This is a genomic window from Streptomyces sp. NPDC023157 (genome assembly GCF_055560575.1).
The window spans coordinates 610,039-632,949 of record NZ_JBVHIL010000002.1 but is presented as its reverse complement, the minus strand read 5'-3'; the positions used below and the strand labels follow the sequence as shown (position 1 = coordinate 632,949).

Here is a 22,911-nt window from a genome sequence, read left to right as displayed (position 1 = left end):
GGACCACAAAACCTGAGCCAGAACCCGATCTGGTGAACAAGTGCTGTCTGATCTCGCGTACAGAGCCATCGTCGTTCCTCGTGATGCCCTGGCCGACCTGAACGAAGTACGCCTCCTGCGGGGTGCCACCTCTCACAGTCCGTCCGGATATGAAGGCACGGAAGTTCAGAGGAAGTCGAGGTGGACGAGCGGTTCAGTACAGGTACGTGGTGTTGCCGTCCAGGGAGGCGGCGACCCCGGTGTAGCCGGTACCGGGCAGTTCGACCTTGTGGTAGCCGGCGGTGGTGGTGCCGTTGCCGAGCTGGCCCTCGCTGTTGTCGCCCCAGGCGTAGACGTCCCCTCCGGTAATCGCCACCCCGTGGCGGGCGCCGGCGGCCAGGGCCTGGACGTCCTTGAGGCGGGGGATCTCCACCGCGCCGGTGATGCTGGTGAGCGCGCCGTCGTCGTCCTGGAGAAGCTGGCCGTACCGGTTGCTGCCCCAACCCACCACGACGCCGTCGGAGAACACCGCGTAGTTGTGGTGGGCGCCGACGACGAGCCGGCTGACGTCCTCCAGCGTGTCGACGTCCACCGGGACGGCGCTGAGCTTGGTGCTGCTGTCGCCCAGCTGTCCGTAGAGGTTGTAGCCCCAGCTCTTGACAGTGGCATCCGAGGTCAGGGCCAGGGCGTGGTAGCGCCCGGCCGCGATGGCGGCGATGTTCTCCAGACGCACGACCCGCTGGGGCGTGTGGCCGGAGCCCAGGCCGCCGTTTCCGAGCTGGCCGTGAATGCCCTGACCCCAGGCGTAGACCGTGCCGTCCTCCAGCAGGGCGAAGCTGAACTCGCCGCCCGCGGCCACCTCCTTGACCTTTCCCAGGCCCTGCACCCGGACCGGCGCGGTCCGATCATCGCCGGTGCTGGTGCTGCCGAGCTGTCCGTAGGCGTTGGACCCCCAGGCGTACACCTGGCCGTGGGCGTCGAGCGCCAGGGCGTGCATCCCCCCGGCAGCGATGTCCTTGATCCCCGTGAGCTGGGAGACGGGCGCCGGCGTGGTCTGCTGCGTGATGCTGCCGTTGCCGAGCTGGCCTTCGGTGTTGCCTCCCCACGCCTTGACCGTGCCGTCGGCACCCAGGACGAACGCAAAGGTGCTGCTGGAGCCCACACCCCCACTCACGACCTTCACGACATCAGCCGGCACCAGGGCCTTCACCGCCCCGGGCGTGTACCGGTCCTCGGTCGTCCCGTCACCGAGCTGCCCGGCATCCCCTGCTCCCCAGGCCAGAACCGTTGCGGCAGTGCTACGCGGCGAATCCGCCATGGTTGTCCTCCACGTCAAAAGATCACGTGTCCGCACCAGCCTTACGTCCCAGATTCCCAAGATCGACCAGCCTCGGCGCAGATCACTTGAAAGGGTGAACTGAACGGGAAGTACGAGGATGACGTGGATGTGGTGCGGTAACGGCAGTCGGGTCAGCGCGAAGAGAAGCGGCACAGCGAGATCGGTCTTCCCGCTTGGTTGACCGCTGATGAATACGCCCGGTCCGCCCGCACCCGCACGGGAGTCCGCTGCGGGCGACCTGCCCCGAGCCGCGGCACCCGGATCGCCTCCAGTACCGGCACGAACAGCGGACTGTCCCCACGCTGACCCGCCGTCACCAACAACGACAGCAGCTTCTGGCCCTGCTCACACGCCAAGTGGATCTTCGTGCTGAACCCGCCCCGCGACCTGCCCAGTCCGTGATCGGCCGGCTCTTCGGCCACGCCGCCCGGTGGCTCCTTCTGTCCAGCCCCGTCCCGCCGCGCACCGGCCGCGTGCTGATGTGCCCGACACACCGTCGAGTCGACGCTCACCTCCCATGTGATGAGCCCTGCCGCATCCGCCCTCGCCTGCAACAAGGTCAGCACACGGGCCCAGACCCCCTGGCGCTGCCACCTGCGGAACAGCCCGTAGACCGTCTGCCAGGGCCCGTACTCAGGCGGGAGATCACACCAGGGAGCACCGGTCCGGACCCGCCACCGGACCCCATCGACCAATCACCGCCGATTCTCCGACCTGCGGCGCACACCCGCTGCAGCCAGCACTGACTCCAACACTGACCAATCCTTATCCGAGAGATTTCCACGCCCCACAACGCGATCATCACGGCTCACTAGCCCCGGCGGTTCCGGAACCTAAAACACGGCCTAGCCGCCCACGGGGCCTCACCGGGCGCGGTGAGGCCCCAAGGTCGTATCCGAAAAGTCCCGCCTGGCTCGCGGCCCTGCCCCGCGGGCAGACGGCGCTACGTTCCCGACACGCCCAAGGCCCGGGCGAGATAGGGAGCGGTCCTGCTCTCCGCCGCCCGGGCCACCTCGGCGGGCGGCCCGGCGGCCACGATCCGGCCGCCCTCGTCGCCGCCGCCCGGACCCAGGTCGACGACCCAGTCCGCCGTGGCGACCACCTCCATGTCGTGCTCGACGACGATCACCGTGTGACCGGCGTCGGCCAGACCGTGCAGCTGGCGCATCAGCACCTCCACATCGGCCGGGTGCAGCCCCGTGGTCGGCTCGTCGAGCACGTACAGGGTGTGGGCGCGGCGGGGCCGTTGCAGCTCGGAGGCCAGCTTGATGCGCTGCGCCTCCCCGCCGGACAGCTCCGTCGCCGGCTGGCCGAGCCGCAGATAGCCGAGGCCGACGTCGAGCAGCGTGCCCAGGCTGCGGGCCGCCGCCGGGACGTCCGCGAAGAACCCGGCAGCCGACTCCACCGTCAGGTCCAGGACCTCGGCGATGGTCAGCCCGCGCAGCCGCACCTCCAGCGTCTCCGGGTTGTAGCGGGCCCCGTGGCAGTCCGGGCAGGGCGCGTACGTGCTCGGCAGGAACAGCAGCTCGACGGAGACGAACCCCTCGCCCTGACAGGTCTCACAGCGCCCGCCCGGCACGTTGAACGAGAACCGGCCGGCCTTGTAACCGCGCTCCCGCGCCTCGTCGGTGGCGGTGAACAGCTTGCGCACGACGTCGAACAGGCCCGTGTAGGTGGCGAGATTGGAACGAGGCGTCCGCCCGATCGGCTTCTGATCGACCGTCACCAGCCGCTCCACGCCCGGAAGGTCCTCGGCCAGGACGCCCACCAGGGTCGACTTCCCCGAACCGGACACCCCGGTGACGGCCGTGAGCACGCCCAGCGGGAAGGCCGCGTCGAGGCCGCGCAGGTTGTGCCGGTCGACCGGTCCGGTCCGCAGCCACCCGGACGGCTCGCGCACCGCGCGCCCGGGCACGGGCGCCCGGTCGAAGAGGAACCGGCGGGTCGCCGACTCGGCCACCTCCGCGAGCCCCTGCGGCGGGCCGCTGTGCAGCACCCGGCCGCCGTGCACCCCGGCCCGCGGGCCCACGTCCACCAGCCAGTCCGCGTGCCGCACCACATCCAGATGGTGCTCGACGACGAACACCGTGTTCCCCGCCGCCTTCAGCCGGTCGAGGACCACCAGCAGCGCCTCGGTGTCCGCCGGGTGCAGCCCCGCGGACGGCTCGTCGAGCACGTACACGACCCCGAAGAGTCCCGAGCGCAACTGCGTGGCGAGGCGCAGTCGCTGGAGCTCTCCGTTGGACAGCGTCGGCGTCGCCCGGTCGAGGCTGAGGTAGCCGAGGCCGAGCTCCGTGACGGTGCCGATCCGCGCCACCAGGTCCTCGCCGAGGACACGGGCCGTCTCGGAGGGGCGCTCCGCCGAAGTGAGCGTCCGCGCCAGATCGGTCAGCGGCAGGGCGGAGAGCTCCGCGATCGTCCGGCCCGCGAAGGTCACCGCCATCGCCTCCGGCCGCAGCCGGCCGCCCCCGCACACCGGGCACGGGCTGCTCGTCAGGAACCGCTCGGCCTTCGCCCGCAGCGTCGCGCTCTTCGAATCCGAGAAGGTGTGCATCACATAGCGCCGGGCGCTCATGTACGTGCCCTGGTAAGGGCGTTGGATGCGGCCCGCCTCGCGCACCGGATGGACCGTCACCACGGGCTGCTCGTCCGTGAACAGGATCCACTCCCGGTCCTTCGCCGCCAGCTCCCGCCAGGGCCGGTCCACGTCGTACCCCAGGGTGTCCAGGACGTCCCGCAGGTTCTTGCCCTGCCAGGCACCCGGCCAGGCGGCGATGGCGCCCTCGCGGATCGACAAGCCCGGGTCGGGGACCAGCAGTTCCTCGCTCGTGCCGTGCACCCGGCCGATGCCGTGACAGGAAGGGCAGGCCCCGGCGGCGGTGTTGGGGGAGAACGCGTCGGAATCCAGGCGCGGCGCCCCCGGCGGATAGGTGCCGGCGCGGGAGAACAGCATGCGCAGCGAGTTGGACAGCGTCGTCACCGTACCGACCGAGGAGCGCGCGTTCGGCACGGCCCTGCGCTGCTCCAGCGACACCGCGGGCGGCAGGCCGGTGATCTCCCCGACCTTCGGCGCCCCCACCTGGTGGATGAGCCGACGGGCGTACGGTGCCACCGACTCGAAGTAGCGGCGCTGCGCCTCCGCGTAGATCGTCCCGAACGCCAGCGAGGACTTCCCCGAGCCCGACACGCCCGTGAACACCGTCAGCGCGTCCCGGGGGACGTCGACGTCCACACCCTTCAGATTGTGCTCGCGGGCGCCCCGTACGCGGACGAAAGGATCGTGGGGCGCGGGCGGCGCCGGCGGGGCGTCAGTGCGGCTGTGCATCCGCCGATTCTAGGCCGCTCGTGACATTTGCCCTGGTCAGGCCCGCCAGACGGGCGAGCCTGCGGTACGAGTCGAGCAGCGCGCCCCGGTCGTACGTGCTCGTCGTCACCAGCACCTCCTGCGCCCCGCTCTCCCGCACCAGCCCCGCCAGCTCCTCGGCGACCCGCTCCTCCGTGCCGTGGATGTGGCCCTGGAGCCCCGCCGCGTAGAAGCCGCGCTGCTTCTCCGTCATCCCGGCCGTCGTGCGGGCGGTCGTACCGGCGTCCGTAGCGGCGTCCAGGCCGGAGTCGGGGCCGGAGTCCGGGCCGGCGTTCGTGCCGTCCGCCGCCCGGGCCGCTTCCAGGCGCTCGATGTGCTCCGGCGGCAGCAGCGGCGGGAAGACGCCCTTGGTGCGCGAGTGGGCGAGCGACCACGCCTCCGGCTTCAGGAGCCGCCGGGCCTCCGCGTCGGTGGCGGCGACGGCGACCGTGCCCGAGACGACCACGTACGGCTCCGCCGACCAGGCCGACGGGCGGAACGCGGCCCGGTAGGCGTCGACCGCGGCCAGCATCCGCGAGCGCCCGCGCAGGTCGCCGATCACCAGGGGCAGCCCGGCCGCCGCCGCGATCGCCGCGCCCTCGCCGGTGGCCAGGACGAAAGGCGGCACCCGCAGGCCCTCCGCCGGGCGGGCGTGCACCTGCGGATGGGCGGTCTGCGTGCCCGTGAACCAGCCCAGCAGCTCCTCCAGCTGCTCGCCGAAGCGGTCGGCGTCCTCCTTGTCCCGGCCGAGCGCCCGCCGGATGCCGTCCGTGAACCCGACCGAACGCCCGAGCCCCATGTCGATCCGCCCCGGGAACAGGGACTCCAGCACCCCGAACTGCTCGGCCACCACCATCGGCTGGTGGTTCGGCAGCATCACCCCGCCGGTCCCCACCCGGATCCGGGAGGTCGCCCCCGCGACCGCGGCGGCCAGCACCGTCGGCGCCGAGCCGGCCACCCCCGGCACGCTGTGGTGCTCCGACACCCAGAACCGGTGGTACCCCAGCGCCTCCGCCTCCCGGGCGAGCCGCACCGTGTCGCGCAGCGCCTGCCCGCCGTCCTCGCCCTCCCGGGTGCGGGACCGGTCCAGGACGGAGAATCTGATGCCTTCGAGTGCGGTCGTCGTCATGGTGCTCACGCAGGGTTCAACGCGTCGGGGCGCGGGGGATTCCCGGAAGCCCGGGGCGCCCGGGGCGGGTCCGGCGCGGGTTCGTCGCGGGCCCGGGTGCCTAGGCTGGGGGAGTGAACCGACACCGCAGGCCCGTGGCCGTCTTCGACCTGGACAACACCCTCAGCTCCACCGCCCACCGCCAGCACTTCCTGGAGGGCAAGCCGCGCGACTGGAACCGTTTCTTCGCCGCCGCGCCCCAGGACCCGCCGCTCGCCGAGGGCGTCGCGCTGTGCCGGGAGGCCGCCGAGGAGTGCGACATCGTCTACCTCACCGGCCGCCCCGAGCGCTGCCGCCGCGACACCCTCGCCTGGCTGGCCGCCCACGGCCTCCCCGAGGGTCCGGTCCACATGCGCGGGGACCGGGACCGGCGCCCCGCCCGGCAGACGAAGCTGGACGTGTTGCGCCGGATCAGGGAGGACCGCGAGATCCGCATGCTCGTCGACGACGACGAGCTGGTCTGCGACGCCGCCGAGGAGGCCGGCTTCACGGTGGTGCGGGCGCGCTGGACGGCGCCTTCGGAGGCGCTGTCGGAGGCGCAGGAGGGGGAGGGGCGGACCTGAGGGTGGGGGGACTGGATTTTGGATCCAGAATCCAGAATCCAGAATCCAGAATCCGAAGACCCCAAAGTCCTGAAGCCGGGTCAGGCCTCGTCCTCGTCCTCCAGTCGGAAGCCGACCTTGAGTCCGACCTGGTAGTGCTCGATCGCCCCGTCGGCGAGATGCCCGCGGACCTCGGTGACCACGAACCAGTCGAGGCCTCTCAGGGTCTGTGAGGCACGCTCGATGCCGTTGCGGATGGCCTGGTCGACGCCCTCGGTGGACGTGCCGACGATCTCGGTGACGCGATAGGTGTGGTTCGACATGGGAGCCGGACTCCTCTCGGTGCGTTCCCTCCACCGTGCCCCACCCCGCCGGGGTCCGCGACACGTCCGCCGCCGCCCAGCCGACGCGCCGGGCCGGGCGGCTCGATTGGTCAAGGACTTGACCATCCGCTTTGGTCCAGACCAGAATCCAGGCCACATACCCGCGCGAACCTCCCGTTCGGTCCCCCCACACGTCGGGTCAGCCCTCCATGCCGCCGCAGTCCATGCCGCAGCCCGTGCCCTGGAACGCAGAAGGTGACCTACGTGAAGAACCGCCGTCTCGTCTGTCCGCTGGCAGTCGTCTCCGCCCTCGTCCTGTCCGGGTGCGGTCTCCTTCCGGGCGGGGGTGGCACCCGCACGGTGAACGTCTGGCTGATGCGTGACAGCGTCAGCGACGACTTCCTCCAGCGCTTCACGGAGTCCTTCGAGGCCGAGCACGACGACATCGAGCTGAAGTTCACCATCCAGGAGTGGACCGGCATCGGGAAGAAGGTCACCCAGGCCATCGAGGGCTCCGGCGGACCCGACGTCATCGAGGTCGGCAACACGCAGGTCGCGCAGTACGCCGACACCGAGAAGCTCTACGACCTCACCCTGGAGTCGGTCCGCGACCTCGGCAGCCAGGACTGGCTCCCCGGTCTCGCCGAACCCGGCTCCATCGGCGGCGCCCAGTACGGCATCCCCTGGTACGCGGCCAACCGCATCGTCATCTACAACAAGGACCTCTTCGCGCGGGGCGGCGTCACCAAGCCGCCCGCCACCCGCGCCCAGTGGCTCGACGACACCGAGAAGCTCAACCGGGGCGACACCCAGGGCATCTACCTCGCGGGTCAGGACTGGTACACCCTCTCCGGGTTCATCTGGGACGAGGGCGGCGAACTCGCCGTCGACAAGAGCGGCCAGTGGACCGGCGCCCTCGACAGCGCCGCCGCCCTGCGGGGCATGGAGTACTACAAGGAACTCCAGTCGTACGGCCAGGGCCCCAAGGACGCCGACGAGCAGAACCCGCCGCAGGCCGAGGTCTTCGCCAAGGGCAAGGTCGCCCAGATCATCGCCACCCCCAGCGCCATCCCCGTCATCACCAAGGCCAACCCCGGCCTCAAGGACAAGCTGGGTTTCTTCCCCATACCGGGCAAGAAGGCGGGCCAGCCGTGCGCCGTGTTCACCGGCGGCTCCGACCTGATCATCCCGGAGAACGCCCCCGAGCGCGCCGCCGCGCTCGACGTCGTCAAGGCGCTCGCCGGCGAGCAGTGGCAGACCGAGCTCGCCCGCGCCATGAACTACGTCCCCAACAAGGCCTCCCTGGCCTCCGCCATCGAGGACCAGGAGGCCACCGCCACCATGGCCGTCGGCGCCGCACGCGGCCGCGCCACCCCCAACTCCCCGCAGTGGGCCGACATCGAGGGCTCCAACCCCATCAAGCCGTACATGACGGCCGTCCTCCAGGGCGGCGACCCCCGGCAGGCCGCCAAGGAGGCCTCCGAGCAGATCACGAGCGGTCTCGCGGAGTAGCCGTCACCGTCCGGCCGCCGGACAGCATTCAGCGCCTCCACACCAACCGGCCCCCGCACGGTCACGTCGAATCCAGCCGGTCACGGAAGAAACAAGGAGCCGGACCACCGCTCGCTCGGTCCGGCTCCCACCGTCCCTTCCGTACCGCCGGAGGAGCCCGACATGGCCGCAGTACCCGTCGCCCAGCACGTCGCCGCACCGGTCGTGGCCGTACCGGCCCAGCCACAGCCGGGGGACGAGCCGCAGCCCCGCTACGTCGTCGGCCTCGCCCGGGACCAGGAGGACGTGCGCGCCGCCCAGCGGCTGCGCCACCAGGTCTTCGCGGGCGAGATGGGCGCCGTCCTCGACGGGCCGGAACCCGGCCTCGACAGCGACGCCTTCGACGCCTACTGCGACCACCTCCTCGTACGGGTCGAGGACACCGGCGAGGTCGTCGGCACCTACCGGGTGCTGCCGCCCGAGCGCGCCGCCGTCGCGGGCCGGCTCTACTCGGAGAGCGAGTTCGACCTCACCCGGCTCGCCCCCATCCGCCACGACCTGGTCGAGGTCGGCCGCTCCTGCGTCCACCCCGCCCACCGCAACGGCGCCGTCATCGCGCTCATCTGGGCCGGACTCGCCCGCTACATGACCCGCACCGGGCACGAGTGGCTCGCCGGCTGCTGCTCCGTCCCGCTCGCCGACGGCGGCACCCTCGCCGCCGCCACCTGGGACACCGTCAAGGCCAAGCACCTCGCGCCCGAGGAGTTCTGGGTCACCCCGCACCGCCTCTGGACCCCCGAGGGCGTCACCCCCGCGCGGGGGCGCACCGAGCTGCCCCCGCTGCTGCGCGGCTACCTCCGGCTCGGCGCCTGGGTGTGCGGCGCCCCCGCCCACGACCCCGACTTCGGCGTCGCCGACCTCTACGTCCTGCTGTCGCTGCGCCGCACCAACCCCCGCTACCTGCGCCACTTCCTCTCGCTCGCCCCGGTCCGGTGAGCACCCCCACGGCCCCTTCGCCGTGGCTCCCCACGGCGCCCTGCACCCCGGGCCGGTGCGCCGCCCACCCCGGGCCCGACGCCCCGCGCGCGGCGGCTGCCCGGGGCGTGCTCCGGCTCGCCGCCGGACTCGCGGCCGTGCTCCTCGGGGTGCTGCTCGCCCCGCTCGCGGCCCTGCTCCCGCCCGCCTGGCGTCTGCTCCTCGTCCGCCGCTGGTGCCGGGCGGTGGTGCGCGCCTTCGGGGTGCGGATCCGGGTCCACGGCCCGGGGGTGCCCCCGGGCGGGCCGCTCCTGGTGGTGGCCAACCACGTCTCCTGGCTGGACGTCCCGCTGCTCGCCGCCGTCCTGCCCGGCCGGATGGTCGCCAAGCGCGAGGTGCGCGGCTGGCCCCTGCTGGGCCGGCTCGCGGCGCTCGGCGGCACCCTCTTCATCGACCGCGACCGGCTCAGGAGCCTGCCCGGCACCGTGGGTGCCATGAGCTGCGTCCTGGCGGGAGGCGGCCGGGTCGTCGTGTTCCCGGAGGGGTCGACGTGGTGCGGGCGGGGCGGGGGCGCCTTCCGTCCGGCGGCGTTCCAGTCCGCGCTGGATACCGGATCCGATGTCCAGCCCGTACGGATCGACTACCGGCCCGTCGGCCCGGCGGCGTTCGTCGGGGACGACCCCCTGGGGGCGTCGCTGTGGCGGATCGCGAGGGCGCGGCGGCTGGTCGCCGACCTATGGATATTGGATCCGATATCCAGTACCCGATATCCAGACCGCCGGGCCCTCGCCCGCGCCGCCGAAGCCGCCGTCCACCCCCGCGGCCGGGCGCACCCGGACCCGCACCCGTACCGGCTCCTGCCGGCCGTCCCCCCTCAGCCCACCGTGGCCAGCGACAGCGCGAACCGCCCCTCCTCGTCCGTCCACCAGCGCGCCAGCGTCAGCCCCGCCTCGGCCAGCTCCTTGCGTACCCCCTCCTGACGGAACTTCGCCGACACCTCCGTCCGCAGCTCCTCACCCGCCTCGAACGGCACCACCAGATCCAGCTCGGGGATCTTCACCGTGAGCGCGTGGCGCGCCCGCAGCCGCATCTCGATCCACTCGTGCTCGCGGTCCCACAGCGCCACGTGCTCGAAGTCCTCCGGGTGGGCGTCGGCCCCCAGTTCCCGGCCGATGACCGTGAGCACGTTCTTGTTGAACGCGGCCGTCACCCCGGCCGCGTCGTCATAGGCGGCGACCAGGGTCGCCTCGTCCTTCACCAGGTCGGTGCCGAGGAGCAGCGCGTCCCCGGGCGTCAGCATCGCCCGTACCGCGCGCAGGAACTCCCGCCGCTCCTCGGGCAGGAGATTGCCGATCGTGCCGCCGAGGAACGCCACCAGGCGCGGCCCCGGCGTGTCCGGCAGGTCGAGCCCGTGGGTGAAGTCGGCCACCAGGGCGTGCACGCGCAGCCCCGGCCGCTCGGCGAGCAGCGCCTCGCCCGCCCCCTTCAGCGCCGACTCGCTCACGTCCACCGGTACATAGGCGTCCAGGGCGGGCAGCAGCGCGTCGATGAGATGGCGGGTCTTGTCGGAGGAGCCGGAACCGAGCTCCACCAGCGTCCGCGCCCCGGTCGCCGCCGCGATCTCCCCGGAGCGGGCGACGAGGATCTCCCGTTCGGCGCGGGTCGGGTAGTACTCGGGGAGCCGGGTGATCTCCTCGAACAGCTCGCTGCCGCGGGCGTCGTAGAACCACTTCGGCGGCAGTTCCTTGGGGGTGCGGGTGAGGCCGTGCAGGACGTCGGCGCGCAGCGCGGCGCCCGTGGCGTCCTCGGCGAGGGTGCGGGTCAGCTGGAACGGGCTCACGGGGAGGGCTCCTTGAGCGGGATGAGGGCGACGCCGGAGCGGGTCGCGGTGAGGACCGTGCGGTCCGGCACCGCGCTCCAGCGCGGGTCGTCGTCGTACGGTTCGGAGGCCACGACCACGCGGTCGGGCCCGGTGAGACAGCTGAGCGAGTTCCCCCAGGCCGTGGCCGTGATCGTCGATCCGTCGGTGAGCAGCAGGTTGAGCCGGGCCCCCGGGGCGGCCTCCGCCACCTCCCGCACGGTGTCGGCGACTGCCCGGTCGGGCGCGTCCCCCGCCCGCAGCCGGTGCAGCACGAGCGCCCACACGAGGGCCGCGTCGGTCCGCGCCTCCAGGGCGAGCAGTTCCGCGGCCGGCAGGGTCGCCGCCAGGGAGTCCAGGGACCCCGGCCAGCCCGGGACGGCCCCGTTCAGGCTGAACAGCCACCGGTCCGCGGCGAACGGCGCCGCCGCGGCCTCGCCGTCCGCCCCCGGCAGGGTCGCGCCCCGTACGGCGGCGAGCAGCGCCCCCGTACGGACCACGCGGGCCAGGTCCGCGAACGAGGGGTCGCCCCAGATCGGCACCGCCCGCCGGTAGCGGGCGGGCACCGGGTCGTCCCCGGCCCACCAGCCGACCCCGAAGCCGTCGGCGTTCACCACCCCGCTGGTCTGCGACCGCGGCTCCCAGGACTGGCGCTCCAGGGAGTGCGGCGGCCGCAGCAGCAGCTCGCCGAGCGTCACCGGTTCGCCGAGGAAGGCGAGGTGCCGGCACATCAGACGGGCTCCGCGTCGCGCGCGGTGCGGAAGCCGGAGAAGATCTGCCGCCGCACCGGCAGGTCCCAGTTGCGGAAGGTGCCCCGGCAGGCCACCGGGTCGACGGCGAAGGACCCGCCCCGCAGCACCTTGTGCGCGGGCCCGAAGAACACCTCCGAGTACTCCTTGTACGGGAAGGCCCGGAAGCCCGGGTACGGCAGGAAGTCGCTCGCCGTCCACTCCCACACGTCGCCGATCAGCTGGCGCACCCCGAGCGGCGACGCGCCCTCGGGATAGCTCCCGGCCGGCGCGGGTCCCAGGTGCCGCTGCCCCAGATTGGCGTGTACGGGCTCGGGGTCGGCGTCCCCCCACGGGTAGCGGCGCGAGCGGCCGGCCGCCGGATCGTGGCGGGCGGCCTTCTCCCACTCGGCCTCGGTGGGCAGTCTGCGGCCCGCCCAGCGGGCGTAGGCGTCCGCCTCGTACCAGCTGACGTGCAGCACCGGCTCCTCCTCGGGCACCGGTTCGGTCACGCCGAACCTGCGGCGCAGCCACCGCCCGCCGTCCTGGTGCCAGAACAGCGGGGCCTCGATGGCGTGTTCGCGGATCTGCGCCCAGCCCTCGGGCCGCCACCAGCGCTCGTCGCGGTAGCCGCCGTCGGCCATGAACGCCTGGTAGGCGCCGTTGGTCACGGGGACGGTGTCGATGAAGAAGGCGGGGACGATCCTGGTGTGCGCGGGCCGCTCGTTGTCGAGGGCCCACGGCTCGTCGGAGGTGCCCATCGTGAACGGCCCGCCCGGCACCAGCACTTCGTGCGTCACCGGCCCCGAGGAGTGCGTCCGCGGCGGCGCGGGGGCGGTGAGCGCGGCCGGACCCTTCCGCAGCTGATGGGTGATCAGCATCGTCTCGTCGTGCTGCTGTTCGTGCTGGGCGATCATCCCGAAGGCGAAGCCCGCGTCGACCAGCGGCCGGCCCTCCAGGGGGGTGGCGCCCAGGACGTCCAGGACCCGGCCCCGGACGTCCGCCGCGTACGCCCGGGCCTCCGCCGGGGCCAGCAGCGGCAGCGAGGGCCGGGCGGCGCGCGGATGCTGGAAGGCGTCGTACAGCGGGTCGATCTCGGGCCGCAGCGCCTCCCGGCCCGCGACGGCCCGCCACAGCCACTGCTCCTCCTGGTTGCCGATGTGTGCCAGGTCCCACACCAGCGGTGACATCAACGGCGAGTGCTGGGCGGTGAGTTCGGAGTCCTCGACGCAGGAGGTGAGCAGCGCGGTCCGCTCCCGCGCCGCGGTCAGAGCCGTCACGGCCCGCAGCCGCAGCGCCTCCGTGCCCTGCCCGGTCATGACACCACCTCCTGAAGTCCGTCGGCCGGGCAGCCGCCCGGCACCACGTACCTTTCGCGGAACGAGCCGACCGCGCCCACCACTTCGGCGGACGCCCCGATCCGCGGCAGCGCCTCCACGGCCGCGTCGAACGCGGCCAGCGCGGCGGCGTGCAGCGCCGGGTCCGTGAGGCCGTTGCGGGCCGCCGAGAGCCAGAGCGGATTGCGCGGCGCGGGACCGCTCGCCGCGCGCGCCGCCAGCGGCAGCGTCGCCCGGTAGGCCGCCTCGGCCGCCTTCGGGTCCTCGAACAGGGCGGTGGTCACGGCGATCGGCACCATCCACCCGTCGGGCCCGGGCTGCGCGTCGATCATCCGCAGCTCCAGATGCCCGCGCGGCCGCACCGGCGGGAAGAGGGTGGTGACGTGGTAGCTCAGATCGTCCACCACGGGCGGGCGCGGCTCGCCCGTGCGCAGCCACTCCCGGAACGTCAGCCCCTCCGGCACCGCCCACGGTCCTTCCGGCGTCCGCACGCACAGCACCGGGGTGTCCAGGACGTGCGCCGCCCACTCGGCCCGCGGATCGCCGTCCGCCTTCGGGGCGAGGGCCCGCGCCGGGTCGAGATCGGCCCACAGGAGCTGCCGGGTGGAGCGCCAGCCCGTCCTGCGGCCGCCGTGCACGGGGGAGTTGGCGAAGGCCGCCACCAGCACCGGGCCCAGCAGATGGGCGAGTTCCCAGCGCCGCCGGTAGCCGAGCGGCCCCGGGCCCTCCACCCCGGCGTCCAGGCAGACCTGCACCGAGGCGGACTCGCACATCATGGCCCGCCCCGAAGGCCCGGTCCTGCCGAGGGCGATCTCCATCGCGTCGTACCGCGGCTCGTGCAGCACCCGCGCGCGGGGCGCGTGCCACGGGTCGACGCCGTAGCCGTTGAGCCCGAGCCCGAGCGGGGCGAGCGCCCCGCGCACCGCCTTCAGGTCGGCGGCGAGCGAGTCCAGGCACTCCATGAGGGAGGCGGCGGGCGGCGAGCTGAGCTCCAGCTGCCCGCCGGGTTCGAAGGTGAGGGCCGAGACCAGCGGCAGGGCCCGTACGGTGTCGATGGCCGCCGCCAGCCGGGACGGCGGGACGGGAAGGCGGGGGTCACGCAGATCGTGGACGAGCCACTCCAGCTCGGCCCCGACCGTGCGGGGCGGTCCGGTCTTGAAGCAGATACATCGCAGCAGGGCCTCGGCTTCCGCCTCGCTGATCGAGGCACCGCCCTGGGGTATGCCGCTCGTCGGCGACGTGGGCATCGTCTGCACCTCCTGGGAAAGCGCTGATTCCACCTAAAGCCACCCCGGGCGGGTGTGCAAGAGCGCCTCTGGTGGCGTGGCCGGTAAAACCCGTTGCCGCCCGGAACGCGGGTCGATCATGCTTTCGGGCCATGAGCGCACGACTTCGGGCCCTCGCCCACGAGACCGAGGAGATCGTGGCGGCGGGCCGCTACACGGCACCGGACGGCCGGACCGTCTTCCTCGCCGAGGAGCTGGCGGCGGCCCTGGCGGGAACCCGCCTCCACGGCCCCGAACCCGTCCCCGTCACCCCGGAAACCGGCCGTACGACCCTGATCGAGGTCACCGGCGAGAGCAGCCTCGTCGCCGCCCGCCGGCTGATCCGCGCCGACGCCACCGCCCCCGTCGCGGTCCTCAACTTCGCCTCCGCCCGCAACCCCGGCGGCGGCTACCTCAACGGCGCCCAGGCCCAGGAAGAGGCCCTGTGCCGCTCCTCCGCCCTGTACGCCACCCTGCTGCGCGCCCCCGCCTACTACGAGCACCACCGCGCGGAGCGTGACCCCTTCTACACCGATCGGGTCATCCACTCACCCGGCGTGCCCGTCTTCCGCACCGACCGCGGCGTCCTGCTCACCGAACCCTTCACCGTCGGCTTCCTCACCTCGCCCGCGCCGAACGCCGGAGTGGTCCGCCGCCGCAGCCCCGAGCTGGCCGGCCGCCTCCCCGAAGTGCTCGCCGCCCGCGCCGAACGGGTCCTGGAGACCGCCGCCGCCCACGGCTACCGCAGGCTGGTGCTGGGCGCCTGGGGCTGCGGCGTCTTCCAGAACGAGCCCGCCGACGTCGCCGGTGCCTTCAAGGAGTTGATCACCCGCGACGGGCGGTTCGCCGGCCACTTCGACGAGATCGTCTTCGGCGTCCTCGACCGGAGCAGGGACCGCGCCACCCTGGACGCGTTCCGCCGCACCTTCGGTCAGGACCAGCCGTAACGCTCGATCAGCCGCTCCACCACACGGTCGAAGCGCGGCCGGTCCAACGCGCACGCCTCACGCCGCATCCCCGAGTCGTGCACCCGCAGCACCCGGTCCAGATCCACCCAGGACTCGCGCCGCGCCGCGTCCCACGACCCGGAACCGATCGGCACCCACTCGCGGTCGTGGTCGTGCCGCTTGCTCGACAGCTGCACGGCCAGCAGCGTCCCCGCCTCCTCCCGGGCCACGACCAGCACCGGACGGTCCTTGCCGCGCCCGTCGTTCTCCTCGTACGGCACCCAGGTCCACACGATCTCCCCAGGGTCGGGGGCGCCGTCGTGGTCGGGCGCGTAGGAGGTGCGCACCGCCCCGATGGAGTACGGGTCGGCCTCGGTGGTGGAGTACAAGGGAGTCGTCATCCCGGCACGCTAGCGCCTGAACGGCCCAGCATGCCGGGCGTGTCGCGCGGAAGATCCGCAGGCTCGTGGCCATGCGCCTCGTCCTCCTCGCCGCCGCCGTCCTGCTGCTGCCCCTCGCCCCGGCCACCGCCGCCGCGGACGGGGCCGCCGACGCCGACACCCCGCCGGCCCGCCGCACCGTCTCCGGCTGGCTCCCGTACTGGGACCAGGAAGCCGCCTACCTCCAGGCCCTGCGCCACGCCGACCAGCTCCACACCGTGAGCCCCTTCTGGTACGAGGCCAAGGCCGACGGCACCGTCGCGGACCACCCCGGGGCGGGGGAGCGGCTGATCGTCGACGGGCTGCACCGGGCCGGGATCAAGGTCGTGCCCACCGTCATGGAGTCGATGCCCGAGGGCGCCCTCGCCCGCCTCGTCACCGACCCCGCCCGGCGCGCCGCCCACGCGGAGGCCCTCCTCGCCACCGCCGCCAAGGGCGACTACGACGGGCTCGACCTCGACTACGAGACCCTCGCCACCACCGGCGACGCCACGTACGCGGCCGTACGCGAAGGGTACGCGGCCCTCGTCACCGACGTCTGCGCCCGGCTGCGCGCCCGCGCCAGGAGCTGTGTCGTCACGGTCATGCCGAAGACCGCCGGCACCGGCCGCGTCTGGGACTACGCCGCCCTCGGCAAGGCGGCCGACCGGATCCGGATCATGGGATACAACCTGCACTGGGCGGGCGGCACACCCGGCCCCCTCGCGAGCACCGCCTGGTACGACGAGGTGCTGCGCACCGCCACCGCCCTCGTCCCCGCCGAGCGCGTCGAACTCGCCCTGCCCGCCTACGGCTGGGACTGGTCCACCCGCGCCGACGGCACCCGCGCGGGGAAGACCGCCCACGTCACCTGGAAGGAGGCCGAGACCCTGCGGCGCGCCCGGCACGCCCCGTACCGACTGGATCCCGCATCCAGCACTCCGTACTTCACCTACGAAGACGGCGGGCACACCCGTCACGTCTGGTACCAGGACGCCCGCGGCGTCTCCGGTCACCTGCCCGTCCTGCGCCGCTACGGCGTCGCCCACACCGCCCTGTGGGCCCTCGGATTCGAGGACCCCGCCCTCTGGCCCGTCCTCGCCCAGGGGGCCCCGGCCACCCCGGCCGCCTGACATGCGGCTTCTGTTCCCCCATGCGAGTCTGGGAGGAAGATTCACGACGGGAGGCACGATCGTGGGCAAGAAACAGACCCGGGTCAACAAGGGCGCCCGTACGGGCGGCCACGAGCATCGCACGGCGGCCGCGGAGAAGGAGAGCCCGCGTTCGGCGGCGTCCGAGGCGCCACGCCCGATCCTCGACACCCCTTCCCACCGCAAGGAACGCAAGTTCGGGCACAACTGAGACGTGCGTGTACGCGTCAGGGGCGGAGCGTGGATGATGGTCCCCCGTTCACGCTCGTCCCAGGGGGGAACATGCGCACCACCCGTCTCGTCGCGGCGCTCGCCGCCGGCCTGCTCACCGCAGGACTCACCGCCTGCACCGCGTCCCCCGCGCCGGACGCCGGCCCCGAGACACCCACCCCGGGAATCACCGAACCCCCGCAGGCGGCCAAGGGCTTCATGCCCGACCTCATCGGCGGCAGCGTCGCCGGAGCGATGGCCCAGCTGTCGGGGTCGATGCTCGTCGAGGACGTCTCCGGCAAGGGACGGACCGTGCCCATGGACGCCGAGGGCTGGAAGATCTGCACCCAGGAGCCCGGACCCGGCGCCGCGCTCGACGGGACACGGATCCACCTCGGCGCCGTCAAGAAGGACGAGAACTGCTGACGCCGCCGACGCACCGCCCGCGCACGGGGCCCGGCACCGCACAGGTGCCGGGCCCCGTCGCCGTCGGGCGCCGCTACTCCCCGTCGCCGACCGCGATCTCCTGCGAACGCGGCGCCGGCACCGAGGCCACCGGCCCCGCCGCCCCGCCGCTGCCCCCGTCGGCCGCGTCCGGGCCCATGGTGGCGAGCAGCCGGCGGGCGAGCCCCAGGCCCGTCCCGCCCATGGTCAGGGCCTTGGCGAACACGTCCGCCATGCCGTCCGCACCGTTCAGCAGCACCATCTGATCCACGTTGCCGAACGCCGCGGCGCCCGCCTCCACGATCTCCGGCCACCGCTCGGCCAGTTGCTGCGCGACCACCGCCTCCTGGTTCTCGGCGAGCGCCGCCGCCCGCGCCTTGATCCCCTCGGCCTCCGCGAGACCCTTCGCCCGCGTCGCCTCGGCCACCGCCAGACCCTTCGCGTGCGCCGCCGCGGCCTCCGCCTCACCCGTCACCCGGGTGGCCGTCGCCGTCGCCGCGCTCGCCAGCTCGGTCTCCTTCGCGTCGGCCTCGGCCGCCGAGATCCGCGCGTCACGCTCGGCCGCGGCCAGCGTCCGCTTCTGGTACGCCTGGGCGTCCGCCGGCTTGCGCACCTCCGTCTGCAGCCGCTGCTCCGTACGGTGCGCCTCCAGTTCGGCGACCCGGGTCTCCTGGACCACCACCTCCTGGCGCGACGCCGCGTCGGCCAGCGGACCGGCCTGCCGGGCCTTCGCGGACGCCTGGTCCCGCTCGGCCTGGTAGCCCGCCTGAAGGATCTCGCTGTCCCTGGTCGCCTCCGACATGCGCGCCGCGGCCTGCTGCTCCGCCTCGGTCGCCCGCCGGTTGGCCTCCGCCTGCGCGATGCGCGCGTCCCGCTGGACCGCCGCCGCGTGCGGCGCCGCCAGGTTCTTGATGTACCCGGTCGGGTCCTCGATCTCGTGGATCTGCAGCGAGTCCACGATCAGACCCAGCTTCTCCATCTCCGTGCCACAGGCCGAACGCGCCTGCCCGGTCAGCTTCTCCCGGTCACGGATCATGTCCTCCACCGTCAACCCGCCGACGATGGCACGGAGATGACCGGCGAAGACGATGTGCACCCGCTCCGACATCAGCTTCTGCTGGTCGAGGAAGCGCCGGGCGGCGTTGGCGATCGACACGAAGTCGTCGCCCACCTTGAAGATCACCACACCCCGCACCTTCAGCGGGATGCCCTGGTGCGTGACGCACTCCACCGAGAGCTGCGTCTCGTTGAGGTCGAGCGAGAGCTTCCGCACCGCCTGGACGCCCGGCAGCACGAGCGTGCCGCGTCCGGTGACGATCCGGAACCCCATGCCCTCGCCGAGCCCCTCCATCTTGTGGTTGGAACCGGAGATGATCAACGCCTCGTTGGGCTCAGCGACGCGCCACATCATTTTGAACAGAGCGATCAGAACGGCCAGCGCGCCGACGACGGCGCCCGCCACGATCCCGAGGCTCATGGGCAGGTCCCCCTTCACCGGAGCCGTGCGGTTCCGGTGAAGGGAGTGTGCGCCTGGCGCAACGGTCGATCAATGGATCGGTCAACTGTCGTACGCGGCTGTGACATAGACGGTGCGCGGCGGTAGATGTTCCATGACCATCACGACGGTGCCGGTCTCGATCCGCTCCTGGGGGGAGGCCGGATAGGCGAGGAAATGCTCGGCGCCGCCCCGGATCCGGACGATCACCTCACCGACGAGGCCGGGTCCGACAGTGCCGGTCACCCGGCCGAGCAGTCCCATCATCGAAGCGTCGTCCATGCAGAGACGGTACGTCAGATCCAGCCGTCCAGGGCCGTCATGAACCCGTCGAAGTCGTCCCGCTGGATCGTGTGCCCCGCGCCGGCCACCGTACGGACGTGGAAACCGCGCTCCTTCAGCACCTGCGCCCGCTCCGGCGAGATCAGCATGCTCGGGTCGGCCAGCATGAGCAGCGAGGGCACCACCGGGTGCCCCGGCGCCAGGTCCTTGCCGGCGAACGGGCTCAGGCCGTGCGCCGAGCGCTCGTCCCAGACACGTACCGAATCGAGCTCGATGTCCAGGTCCTCGTCGGCCCAGCGCGGGTTGAACTCCTTCACGTGCTCCCGGGTCAGCGACTTGGCCTGGGTGAACAGCTCGGCCCGGAAGCCGTTCCGGCCCGACGGGAGGTACCAGGCCGGGTCCACGTACACGGCCCGGCGCGGGGTGAGCCGCTCCACGGCGGTCGCCAGGGTGAGACCGCCGAGCGAGTGACCGATCGCCAACTCGGCACCGGCGGGCAGGGTTTCGACGAGGTCGTCGGCGTAGTCCTGCGGGCCGTACCCCGAGGGCCCGGCGGCCCGTCCGCTGGCACCGTGGCCGCGCAGGTCGACGGCCACCACCCGGTAGCCGCGCTCGGCGAGCGCGGGTCCGACCCGCCGCCAGGTGCGGTGGTCGGCCATGATCCCGTGGACCAGGAGCGCGACGCGCTCGCCGGTTCCCCACGTGGTGGTGTGCAACTGCACGGCGGTGCCTCTCTGTGCGGTGCGCGGGCGGTGTCTAGCGCACGGTACGGATCGGGCGCACGGCGAGTGCGCCGAGCACCGACAGTACGGCGGCCACCAGGAAGAGCGCGGTGTATCCGCCACTGAGCGAGACGATCAGCGAGGCGACGAACGGCGCCACGATCTGCGGACCGGCGTTGGCGACGTTCAGCACGCCCATGTCGCGCGCGGCGTCCTCGGCCTTCGGCAGCACCATCGTCACCAGGGCGGTGTCCACGGCCATGTAGCAGCCGAAGCCCAGGCCGTTGACGACGGAGAAGGCGAGCATCGCGGTCCAGCTCGCCGAGACGGCCGGGATCACCAGGGCGACGGCGGCGAGGGCCGCGGAGGCGCCGACGAACAGCTTGCGCCGGTCGTAGCGGTCGGAGAGCCAGCCGCCGAGCACCGTGGAGACCACCATGGCGACCGCGTTGAGCGGCATCAGGACGGCCACGGCCTCCTCGGCGCTGAGTCCGGCCGGCAGGTCGGTGTGGTCCTTGAGGATGTAGAGCTGGAAGCCGGCGACGGCGAAGTAGCCGAGTATGAGCAGCGCCCGTCCGATGAACGCCCAGCGGAAGTCGTGGTCCTTCAGCGCGCTGCCGAACGCCGCCAACTGCTGCTTGACCGGCAGCGGCGCCTTGGCCGGCATGCGCTCCTCGCGCGCGCAGGTGCTGAACAGGACGGCGGTCGCGGCGACGATCACGCCGAACACGAGGTAGCCGGTGCGGTAGTTCTCCGAGAAGGCGGCGCCGACCAGCGCGCCGATGGTGGATCCGATCGGCAGACCGAGACCGACGGCGGCCGAGGCCTTGCCGCGCGAGGCGACCGGCACGCGGTCGGGCACCACCGAGGTGAGGGCGGCCTGGTAGATGTTCATCACGGCCTGGCCGAGACACCAGGCGATCATCACCAGCAGGATCGTGTGGACGCTGCCCAGCAGCAGCATCACGGGCACGGCGAGCAGGCCGCCCGCGAGGATCCACGGGTTGCGGCGCCCCGAACGGTCGGAGAGCGCGCCCGCCACCGGGTTGAAGATCGTCGCGAAGATCGCGGAGACGCCCGAGACCAGCCCGAAGTTGGCCACCTTGGAGGCCGGGTCGATGTCCTCGATCTGGAGCGCGAGGAGCATGCCGGGGACGCCGATGTAGAGCGCGTACATCGCGGTGTTGCCGGCCAGCAGAAGGGGGAGCAGCCCGCGTGTGGGCCGGGCGGGGCCGGGGGAGGCGGCGCCTGCGGTGCCGGTGTCCGGAGAGGTTCCGGGGGAGGAAAGGGCCACGATGCCCTCCTGAGGTGAAGACGCCCGTGCGGGGGCGGGAGCGGAAGGGGGAGAGGGTGGTGACGCGCTGGTGGTTACACGTGTCAGTGGCGCGTGTAACCCCTGTGTAGCACTCGAATCCGGCCATCCGCCAGACCTGAGTCCGGATCGTTCTGGAAAGATGCCGAAGCGATGAGCCAGTCACCCAAGCAGTCCGCCGGACGCACCGTCCCCACCAGCGCCGATGTCGCGCGGCTGGCGGGCGTCTCCCGGGCCACCGTCAGCTACGTCCTGAACAACACCGCGGCCGTACGGATCAGCGAGCCCACCCGCCGCCGGGTCCACGAGGCGGCCGAGGAACTCGGCTACGTCCCGCACGCCGCCGCCCGCAGCCTGCGGGCCGGGCACAGCCGGATGGTCCTGCTGCCCACCGCCCACGTGCCGATCGGCCCGCTGTACAGCCGCTTCTTCAACGAGCTCCAGTGGGCCCTGCGCGGCCTCGACTACACCGTGGTGCAGTACGGCAGCGTGGGCCTCGGACCGGACGAGGCCGCCCGCGCCTGGGCCGAACTGCGCCCGGTCGCCGTCGTCTCGCTCGGCGAGGTGGAACTCACCCCGCAGGGCGTCGACCTGCTCAAGCGCTCCGGCGCCAAGGCCGTGATCACCGTCGGCCCGCAGCGCGTCGAGGGCGCCCACGCGCTCGTCATGGACCAGACCCAGGTCGGCCGCGCGGCCGGCACCCACCTCGTCGAACGCGGCTGCCGCGCCATCGGCGTCGTGATGCCCGAGGAGCCCGGCCTGGAGATGTTCTCCGTCCCGCGCTTCGAGGGCGTACGGAGCGCCGCGGAGGCGGCCGGCGCCGAGGTCGTACCCCTGCCGCTGCACTACGAGGAGGAGCCGGCCCGCGCCCTCGCCGCCCGCTGGCGCGAGCTGCGTCTCGACGGCGTGTTCGCCTACAACGACGAGTACGCGATGCTGCTCATGCGCGCGCTCCAGGACGCCGGGATCGCGATCCCCGAGGAGACCGCCGTGGTCGGCTCGGACGACCTGGTCCTCGGCCGGCTGCTGCGGCCGCGCCTCAGCACCGTCCACATCGACATGGTCCTGGGCCGCGAGCTCGCCGAACTCGTCGACCGGGTGGTCCGCGACCCGGAGTCGGCTCCGGAACAGCGGGACACGCTGGCCGCCCGGGTGGTGCGGCGGGAGTCGAGCTGAGGGGCGGGGGTCGCTCCCGGCGGCGCGGGGGTCGCTCCCGGCGGCGCCGGGAGGCCCGGCGGCTTAGCGTCGGTCCATGAGCACTCACCCGAGGCGTTTCGAGATCCTGCTGGTGTCCGCGCACGTGGAGGACCGCGGCGACTCCTCCGTGGAGAACAGCGCCGTCCGCTCGGCGGTCGTCGAGGCGACCGGGCGTACCGGGGAGACGGGCTACCCGATCTACGAGGGCCATGGCCTGGTCGCGGACATCGATCCCGAGACGCGCACGGTGGAGGCGCTGCTCGTCGACGGCAGGGAGCTCGATTACGGCCTGACGGCGCTGATCAGGGGGCCGGGAACGGCCTGAGGAGGCGTTGACAGGAGCCGTGGACGGGCACAGACTCGGGCCCGCGGGGACGAAGAAAA

23 protein-coding genes and 1 pseudogene are annotated in these 22,911 nt (G+C 73.0%); 10 read left to right on the top strand and 14 right to left on the bottom strand.

Features of this window, described 5'->3' with window-relative positions:
• Positions 1-193: 193 nt before the first annotated feature.
• The 4 genes and pseudogenes from ACZ3ZE_RS08475 to ACZ3ZE_RS08460 form a co-directional block, all read right to left on the bottom strand.
• Positions 194-1,333 carry an RCC1 domain-containing protein gene (locus tag ACZ3ZE_RS08475; RefSeq protein ID WP_467258042.1) on the bottom strand — a complete coding sequence of 380 codons (1,140 nt, stop codon included), beginning with the start codon at positions 1,331-1,333 and terminating at the stop codon, positions 194-196.
• Between the two features lie 155 nt (positions 1,334-1,488).
• Positions 1,489-2,109: pseudogene (locus ACZ3ZE_RS08470) on the bottom strand (IS5 family transposase); the annotation flags it as partial.
• A gap of 152 nt (positions 2,110-2,261) precedes the next feature.
• Complete coding sequence (locus ACZ3ZE_RS08465) at positions 2,262-4,643, bottom strand: ATP-binding cassette domain-containing protein (protein ID WP_467258040.1); 2,382 nt, start codon at positions 4,641-4,643, stop codon at positions 2,262-2,264.
• Positions 4,627-5,790 carry an LLM class flavin-dependent oxidoreductase gene (locus ACZ3ZE_RS08460; RefSeq protein ID WP_363292034.1) on the bottom strand — a complete coding sequence of 388 codons (1,164 nt, stop codon included), beginning with the start codon at positions 5,788-5,790 and terminating at the stop codon, positions 4,627-4,629. The genes ACZ3ZE_RS08465 and ACZ3ZE_RS08460 overlap by 17 nt, the downstream gene beginning before the upstream one ends.
• 113 nt (positions 5,791-5,903) lie before the next feature.
• Between ACZ3ZE_RS08460 and ACZ3ZE_RS08455 the strand changes: the two genes are divergently transcribed.
• Positions 5,904-6,392 (top strand): phosphatase domain-containing protein, encoded by a 489-nt coding sequence (locus ACZ3ZE_RS08455; protein WP_361173190.1) that lies wholly within the window; start codon positions 5,904-5,906, stop codon positions 6,390-6,392.
• A gap of 80 nt (positions 6,393-6,472) precedes the next feature.
• Here the strand turns inward: ACZ3ZE_RS08455 and ACZ3ZE_RS08450 are convergent, their stop codons facing one another.
• The gene (locus ACZ3ZE_RS08450) at positions 6,473-6,694 is read right to left on the bottom strand and encodes a dodecin (RefSeq protein WP_361173193.1); all 222 of its coding nucleotides are present in this window, start codon (positions 6,692-6,694) and stop codon (positions 6,473-6,475) included.
• A gap of 264 nt (positions 6,695-6,958) precedes the next feature.
• Here ACZ3ZE_RS08450 and ACZ3ZE_RS08445 point away from each other — a divergent pair, with 264 nt between their 5' ends.
• The 3 genes from ACZ3ZE_RS08445 to ACZ3ZE_RS08435 all read left to right on the top strand — a co-directional run bounded on the left by ACZ3ZE_RS08445 (position 6,959) and on the right by ACZ3ZE_RS08435 (position 10,140).
• Positions 6,959-8,206 carry an extracellular solute-binding protein gene (locus ACZ3ZE_RS08445; protein ID WP_363292035.1) on the top strand — a complete coding sequence of 416 codons (1,248 nt, stop codon included), beginning with the start codon at positions 6,959-6,961 and terminating at the stop codon, positions 8,204-8,206.
• 162 nt (positions 8,207-8,368) lie between these two features.
• Complete coding sequence (locus tag ACZ3ZE_RS08440; protein ID WP_361173199.1) at positions 8,369-9,181, top strand: GNAT family N-acetyltransferase; 813 nt, start codon at positions 8,369-8,371, stop codon at positions 9,179-9,181.
• Entirely contained in the window at positions 9,178-10,140 is a 963-nt protein-coding gene (locus ACZ3ZE_RS08435) for a lysophospholipid acyltransferase family protein (protein WP_467258038.1), read from the top strand. The genes ACZ3ZE_RS08440 and ACZ3ZE_RS08435 overlap by 4 nt, the downstream gene beginning before the upstream one ends.
• On the opposite strand, the gene egtD is transcribed toward ACZ3ZE_RS08435, so the two are convergent.
• The 4 genes from egtD to egtA are packed head-to-tail and all read right to left on the bottom strand — an operon-like array spanning position 10,035 to position 14,330.
• Positions 10,035-11,000, bottom strand: coding sequence for an L-histidine N(alpha)-methyltransferase (gene egtD, locus ACZ3ZE_RS08430; protein WP_361173205.1), 966 nt, complete (start codon positions 10,998-11,000; stop codon positions 10,035-10,037). The two genes, ACZ3ZE_RS08435 and egtD, sit on opposite strands and share 106 nt — an antisense overlap.
• A complete protein-coding gene (gene egtC, locus ACZ3ZE_RS08425; RefSeq protein WP_467258035.1) occupies positions 10,997-11,749 on the bottom strand; it encodes an ergothioneine biosynthesis protein EgtC in 753 nt (250 codons plus the stop codon). The genes egtD and egtC overlap by 4 nt, the downstream gene beginning before the upstream one ends.
• Positions 11,749-13,065 (bottom strand): ergothioneine biosynthesis protein EgtB, encoded by a 1,317-nt coding sequence (gene egtB, locus ACZ3ZE_RS08420; protein WP_363292037.1) that lies wholly within the window; start codon positions 13,063-13,065, stop codon positions 11,749-11,751. Before egtB ends, egtC begins: the two co-directional genes overlap by 1 nt.
• On the bottom strand, positions 13,062-14,330 hold the full coding sequence (gene egtA / locus ACZ3ZE_RS08415; protein WP_361173214.1) for an ergothioneine biosynthesis glutamate--cysteine ligase EgtA: 1,269 nt from the start codon (positions 14,328-14,330) through the stop codon (positions 13,062-13,064). Before egtA ends, egtB begins: the two co-directional genes overlap by 4 nt.
• A gap of 131 nt (positions 14,331-14,461) precedes the next feature.
• Between egtA and ACZ3ZE_RS08410 the strand changes: the two genes are divergently transcribed.
• Positions 14,462-15,295, top strand: a complete 834-nt coding sequence (locus tag ACZ3ZE_RS08410) for a TIGR02452 family protein (RefSeq protein ID WP_467258034.1) — start codon at positions 14,462-14,464, stop codon at positions 15,293-15,295.
• Here the strand turns inward: ACZ3ZE_RS08410 and ACZ3ZE_RS08405 are convergent.
• A complete protein-coding gene (locus ACZ3ZE_RS08405) occupies positions 15,280-15,696 on the bottom strand; it encodes a type II toxin-antitoxin system PemK/MazF family toxin (RefSeq protein ID WP_361173220.1) in 417 nt (138 codons plus the stop codon). The two genes, ACZ3ZE_RS08410 and ACZ3ZE_RS08405, sit on opposite strands and share 16 nt — an antisense overlap.
• Positions 15,697-15,767: 71 nt before the next feature.
• Here ACZ3ZE_RS08405 and ACZ3ZE_RS08400 point away from each other — a divergent pair, with 71 nt between their 5' ends.
• The 3 genes from ACZ3ZE_RS08400 to ACZ3ZE_RS08390 all read left to right on the top strand — a co-directional run bounded on the left by ACZ3ZE_RS08400 (position 15,768) and on the right by ACZ3ZE_RS08390 (position 17,501).
• Positions 15,768-16,847: a glycosyl hydrolase family 18 protein gene (locus ACZ3ZE_RS08400; RefSeq protein ID WP_467258031.1), complete on the top strand. Its 1,080-nt coding sequence runs from the start codon at positions 15,768-15,770 to the stop codon at positions 16,845-16,847.
• 61 nt (positions 16,848-16,908) lie between these two features.
• Complete coding sequence (locus ACZ3ZE_RS08395; RefSeq protein WP_361173226.1) at positions 16,909-17,076, top strand: hypothetical protein; 168 nt, start codon at positions 16,909-16,911, stop codon at positions 17,074-17,076.
• A 71-nt stretch (positions 17,077-17,147) separates the two neighbouring features.
• Positions 17,148-17,501: a hypothetical protein gene (locus ACZ3ZE_RS08390; protein ID WP_361173229.1), complete on the top strand. Its 354-nt coding sequence runs from the start codon at positions 17,148-17,150 to the stop codon at positions 17,499-17,501.
• A 73-nt stretch (positions 17,502-17,574) separates the two neighbouring features.
• Here the strand turns inward: ACZ3ZE_RS08390 and ACZ3ZE_RS08385 are convergent, their stop codons facing one another.
• The 4 genes from ACZ3ZE_RS08385 to ACZ3ZE_RS08370 form a co-directional block, all read right to left on the bottom strand.
• Complete coding sequence (locus tag ACZ3ZE_RS08385; protein ID WP_361621734.1) at positions 17,575-18,996, bottom strand: flotillin family protein; 1,422 nt, start codon at positions 18,994-18,996, stop codon at positions 17,575-17,577.
• An 81-nt stretch (positions 18,997-19,077) separates the two neighbouring features.
• Complete coding sequence (locus tag ACZ3ZE_RS08380) at positions 19,078-19,296, bottom strand: hypothetical protein (protein WP_361173235.1); 219 nt, start codon at positions 19,294-19,296, stop codon at positions 19,078-19,080.
• 14 nt (positions 19,297-19,310) lie between these two features.
• Positions 19,311-20,018: an alpha/beta fold hydrolase gene (locus ACZ3ZE_RS08375; RefSeq protein WP_467258028.1), complete on the bottom strand. Its 708-nt coding sequence runs from the start codon at positions 20,016-20,018 to the stop codon at positions 19,311-19,313.
• Between the two features lie 34 nt (positions 20,019-20,052).
• Positions 20,053-21,312: an MFS transporter gene (locus tag ACZ3ZE_RS08370; RefSeq protein WP_361621737.1), complete on the bottom strand. Its 1,260-nt coding sequence runs from the start codon at positions 21,310-21,312 to the stop codon at positions 20,053-20,055.
• Positions 21,313-21,483: 171 nt separating this feature from the next.
• Here ACZ3ZE_RS08370 and ACZ3ZE_RS08365 point away from each other — a divergent pair, with 171 nt between their 5' ends.
• Together ACZ3ZE_RS08365 and ACZ3ZE_RS08360 are read left to right on the top strand one after the other, a co-directional pair.
• Complete coding sequence (locus tag ACZ3ZE_RS08365) at positions 21,484-22,506, top strand: LacI family DNA-binding transcriptional regulator (protein ID WP_467258026.1); 1,023 nt, start codon at positions 21,484-21,486, stop codon at positions 22,504-22,506.
• Between the two features lie 76 nt (positions 22,507-22,582).
• Positions 22,583-22,852 (top strand): hypothetical protein, encoded by a 270-nt coding sequence (locus ACZ3ZE_RS08360; RefSeq protein ID WP_361173247.1) that lies wholly within the window; start codon positions 22,583-22,585, stop codon positions 22,850-22,852.
• The last annotated feature ends 59 nt before the right edge of the window (positions 22,853-22,911 follow it).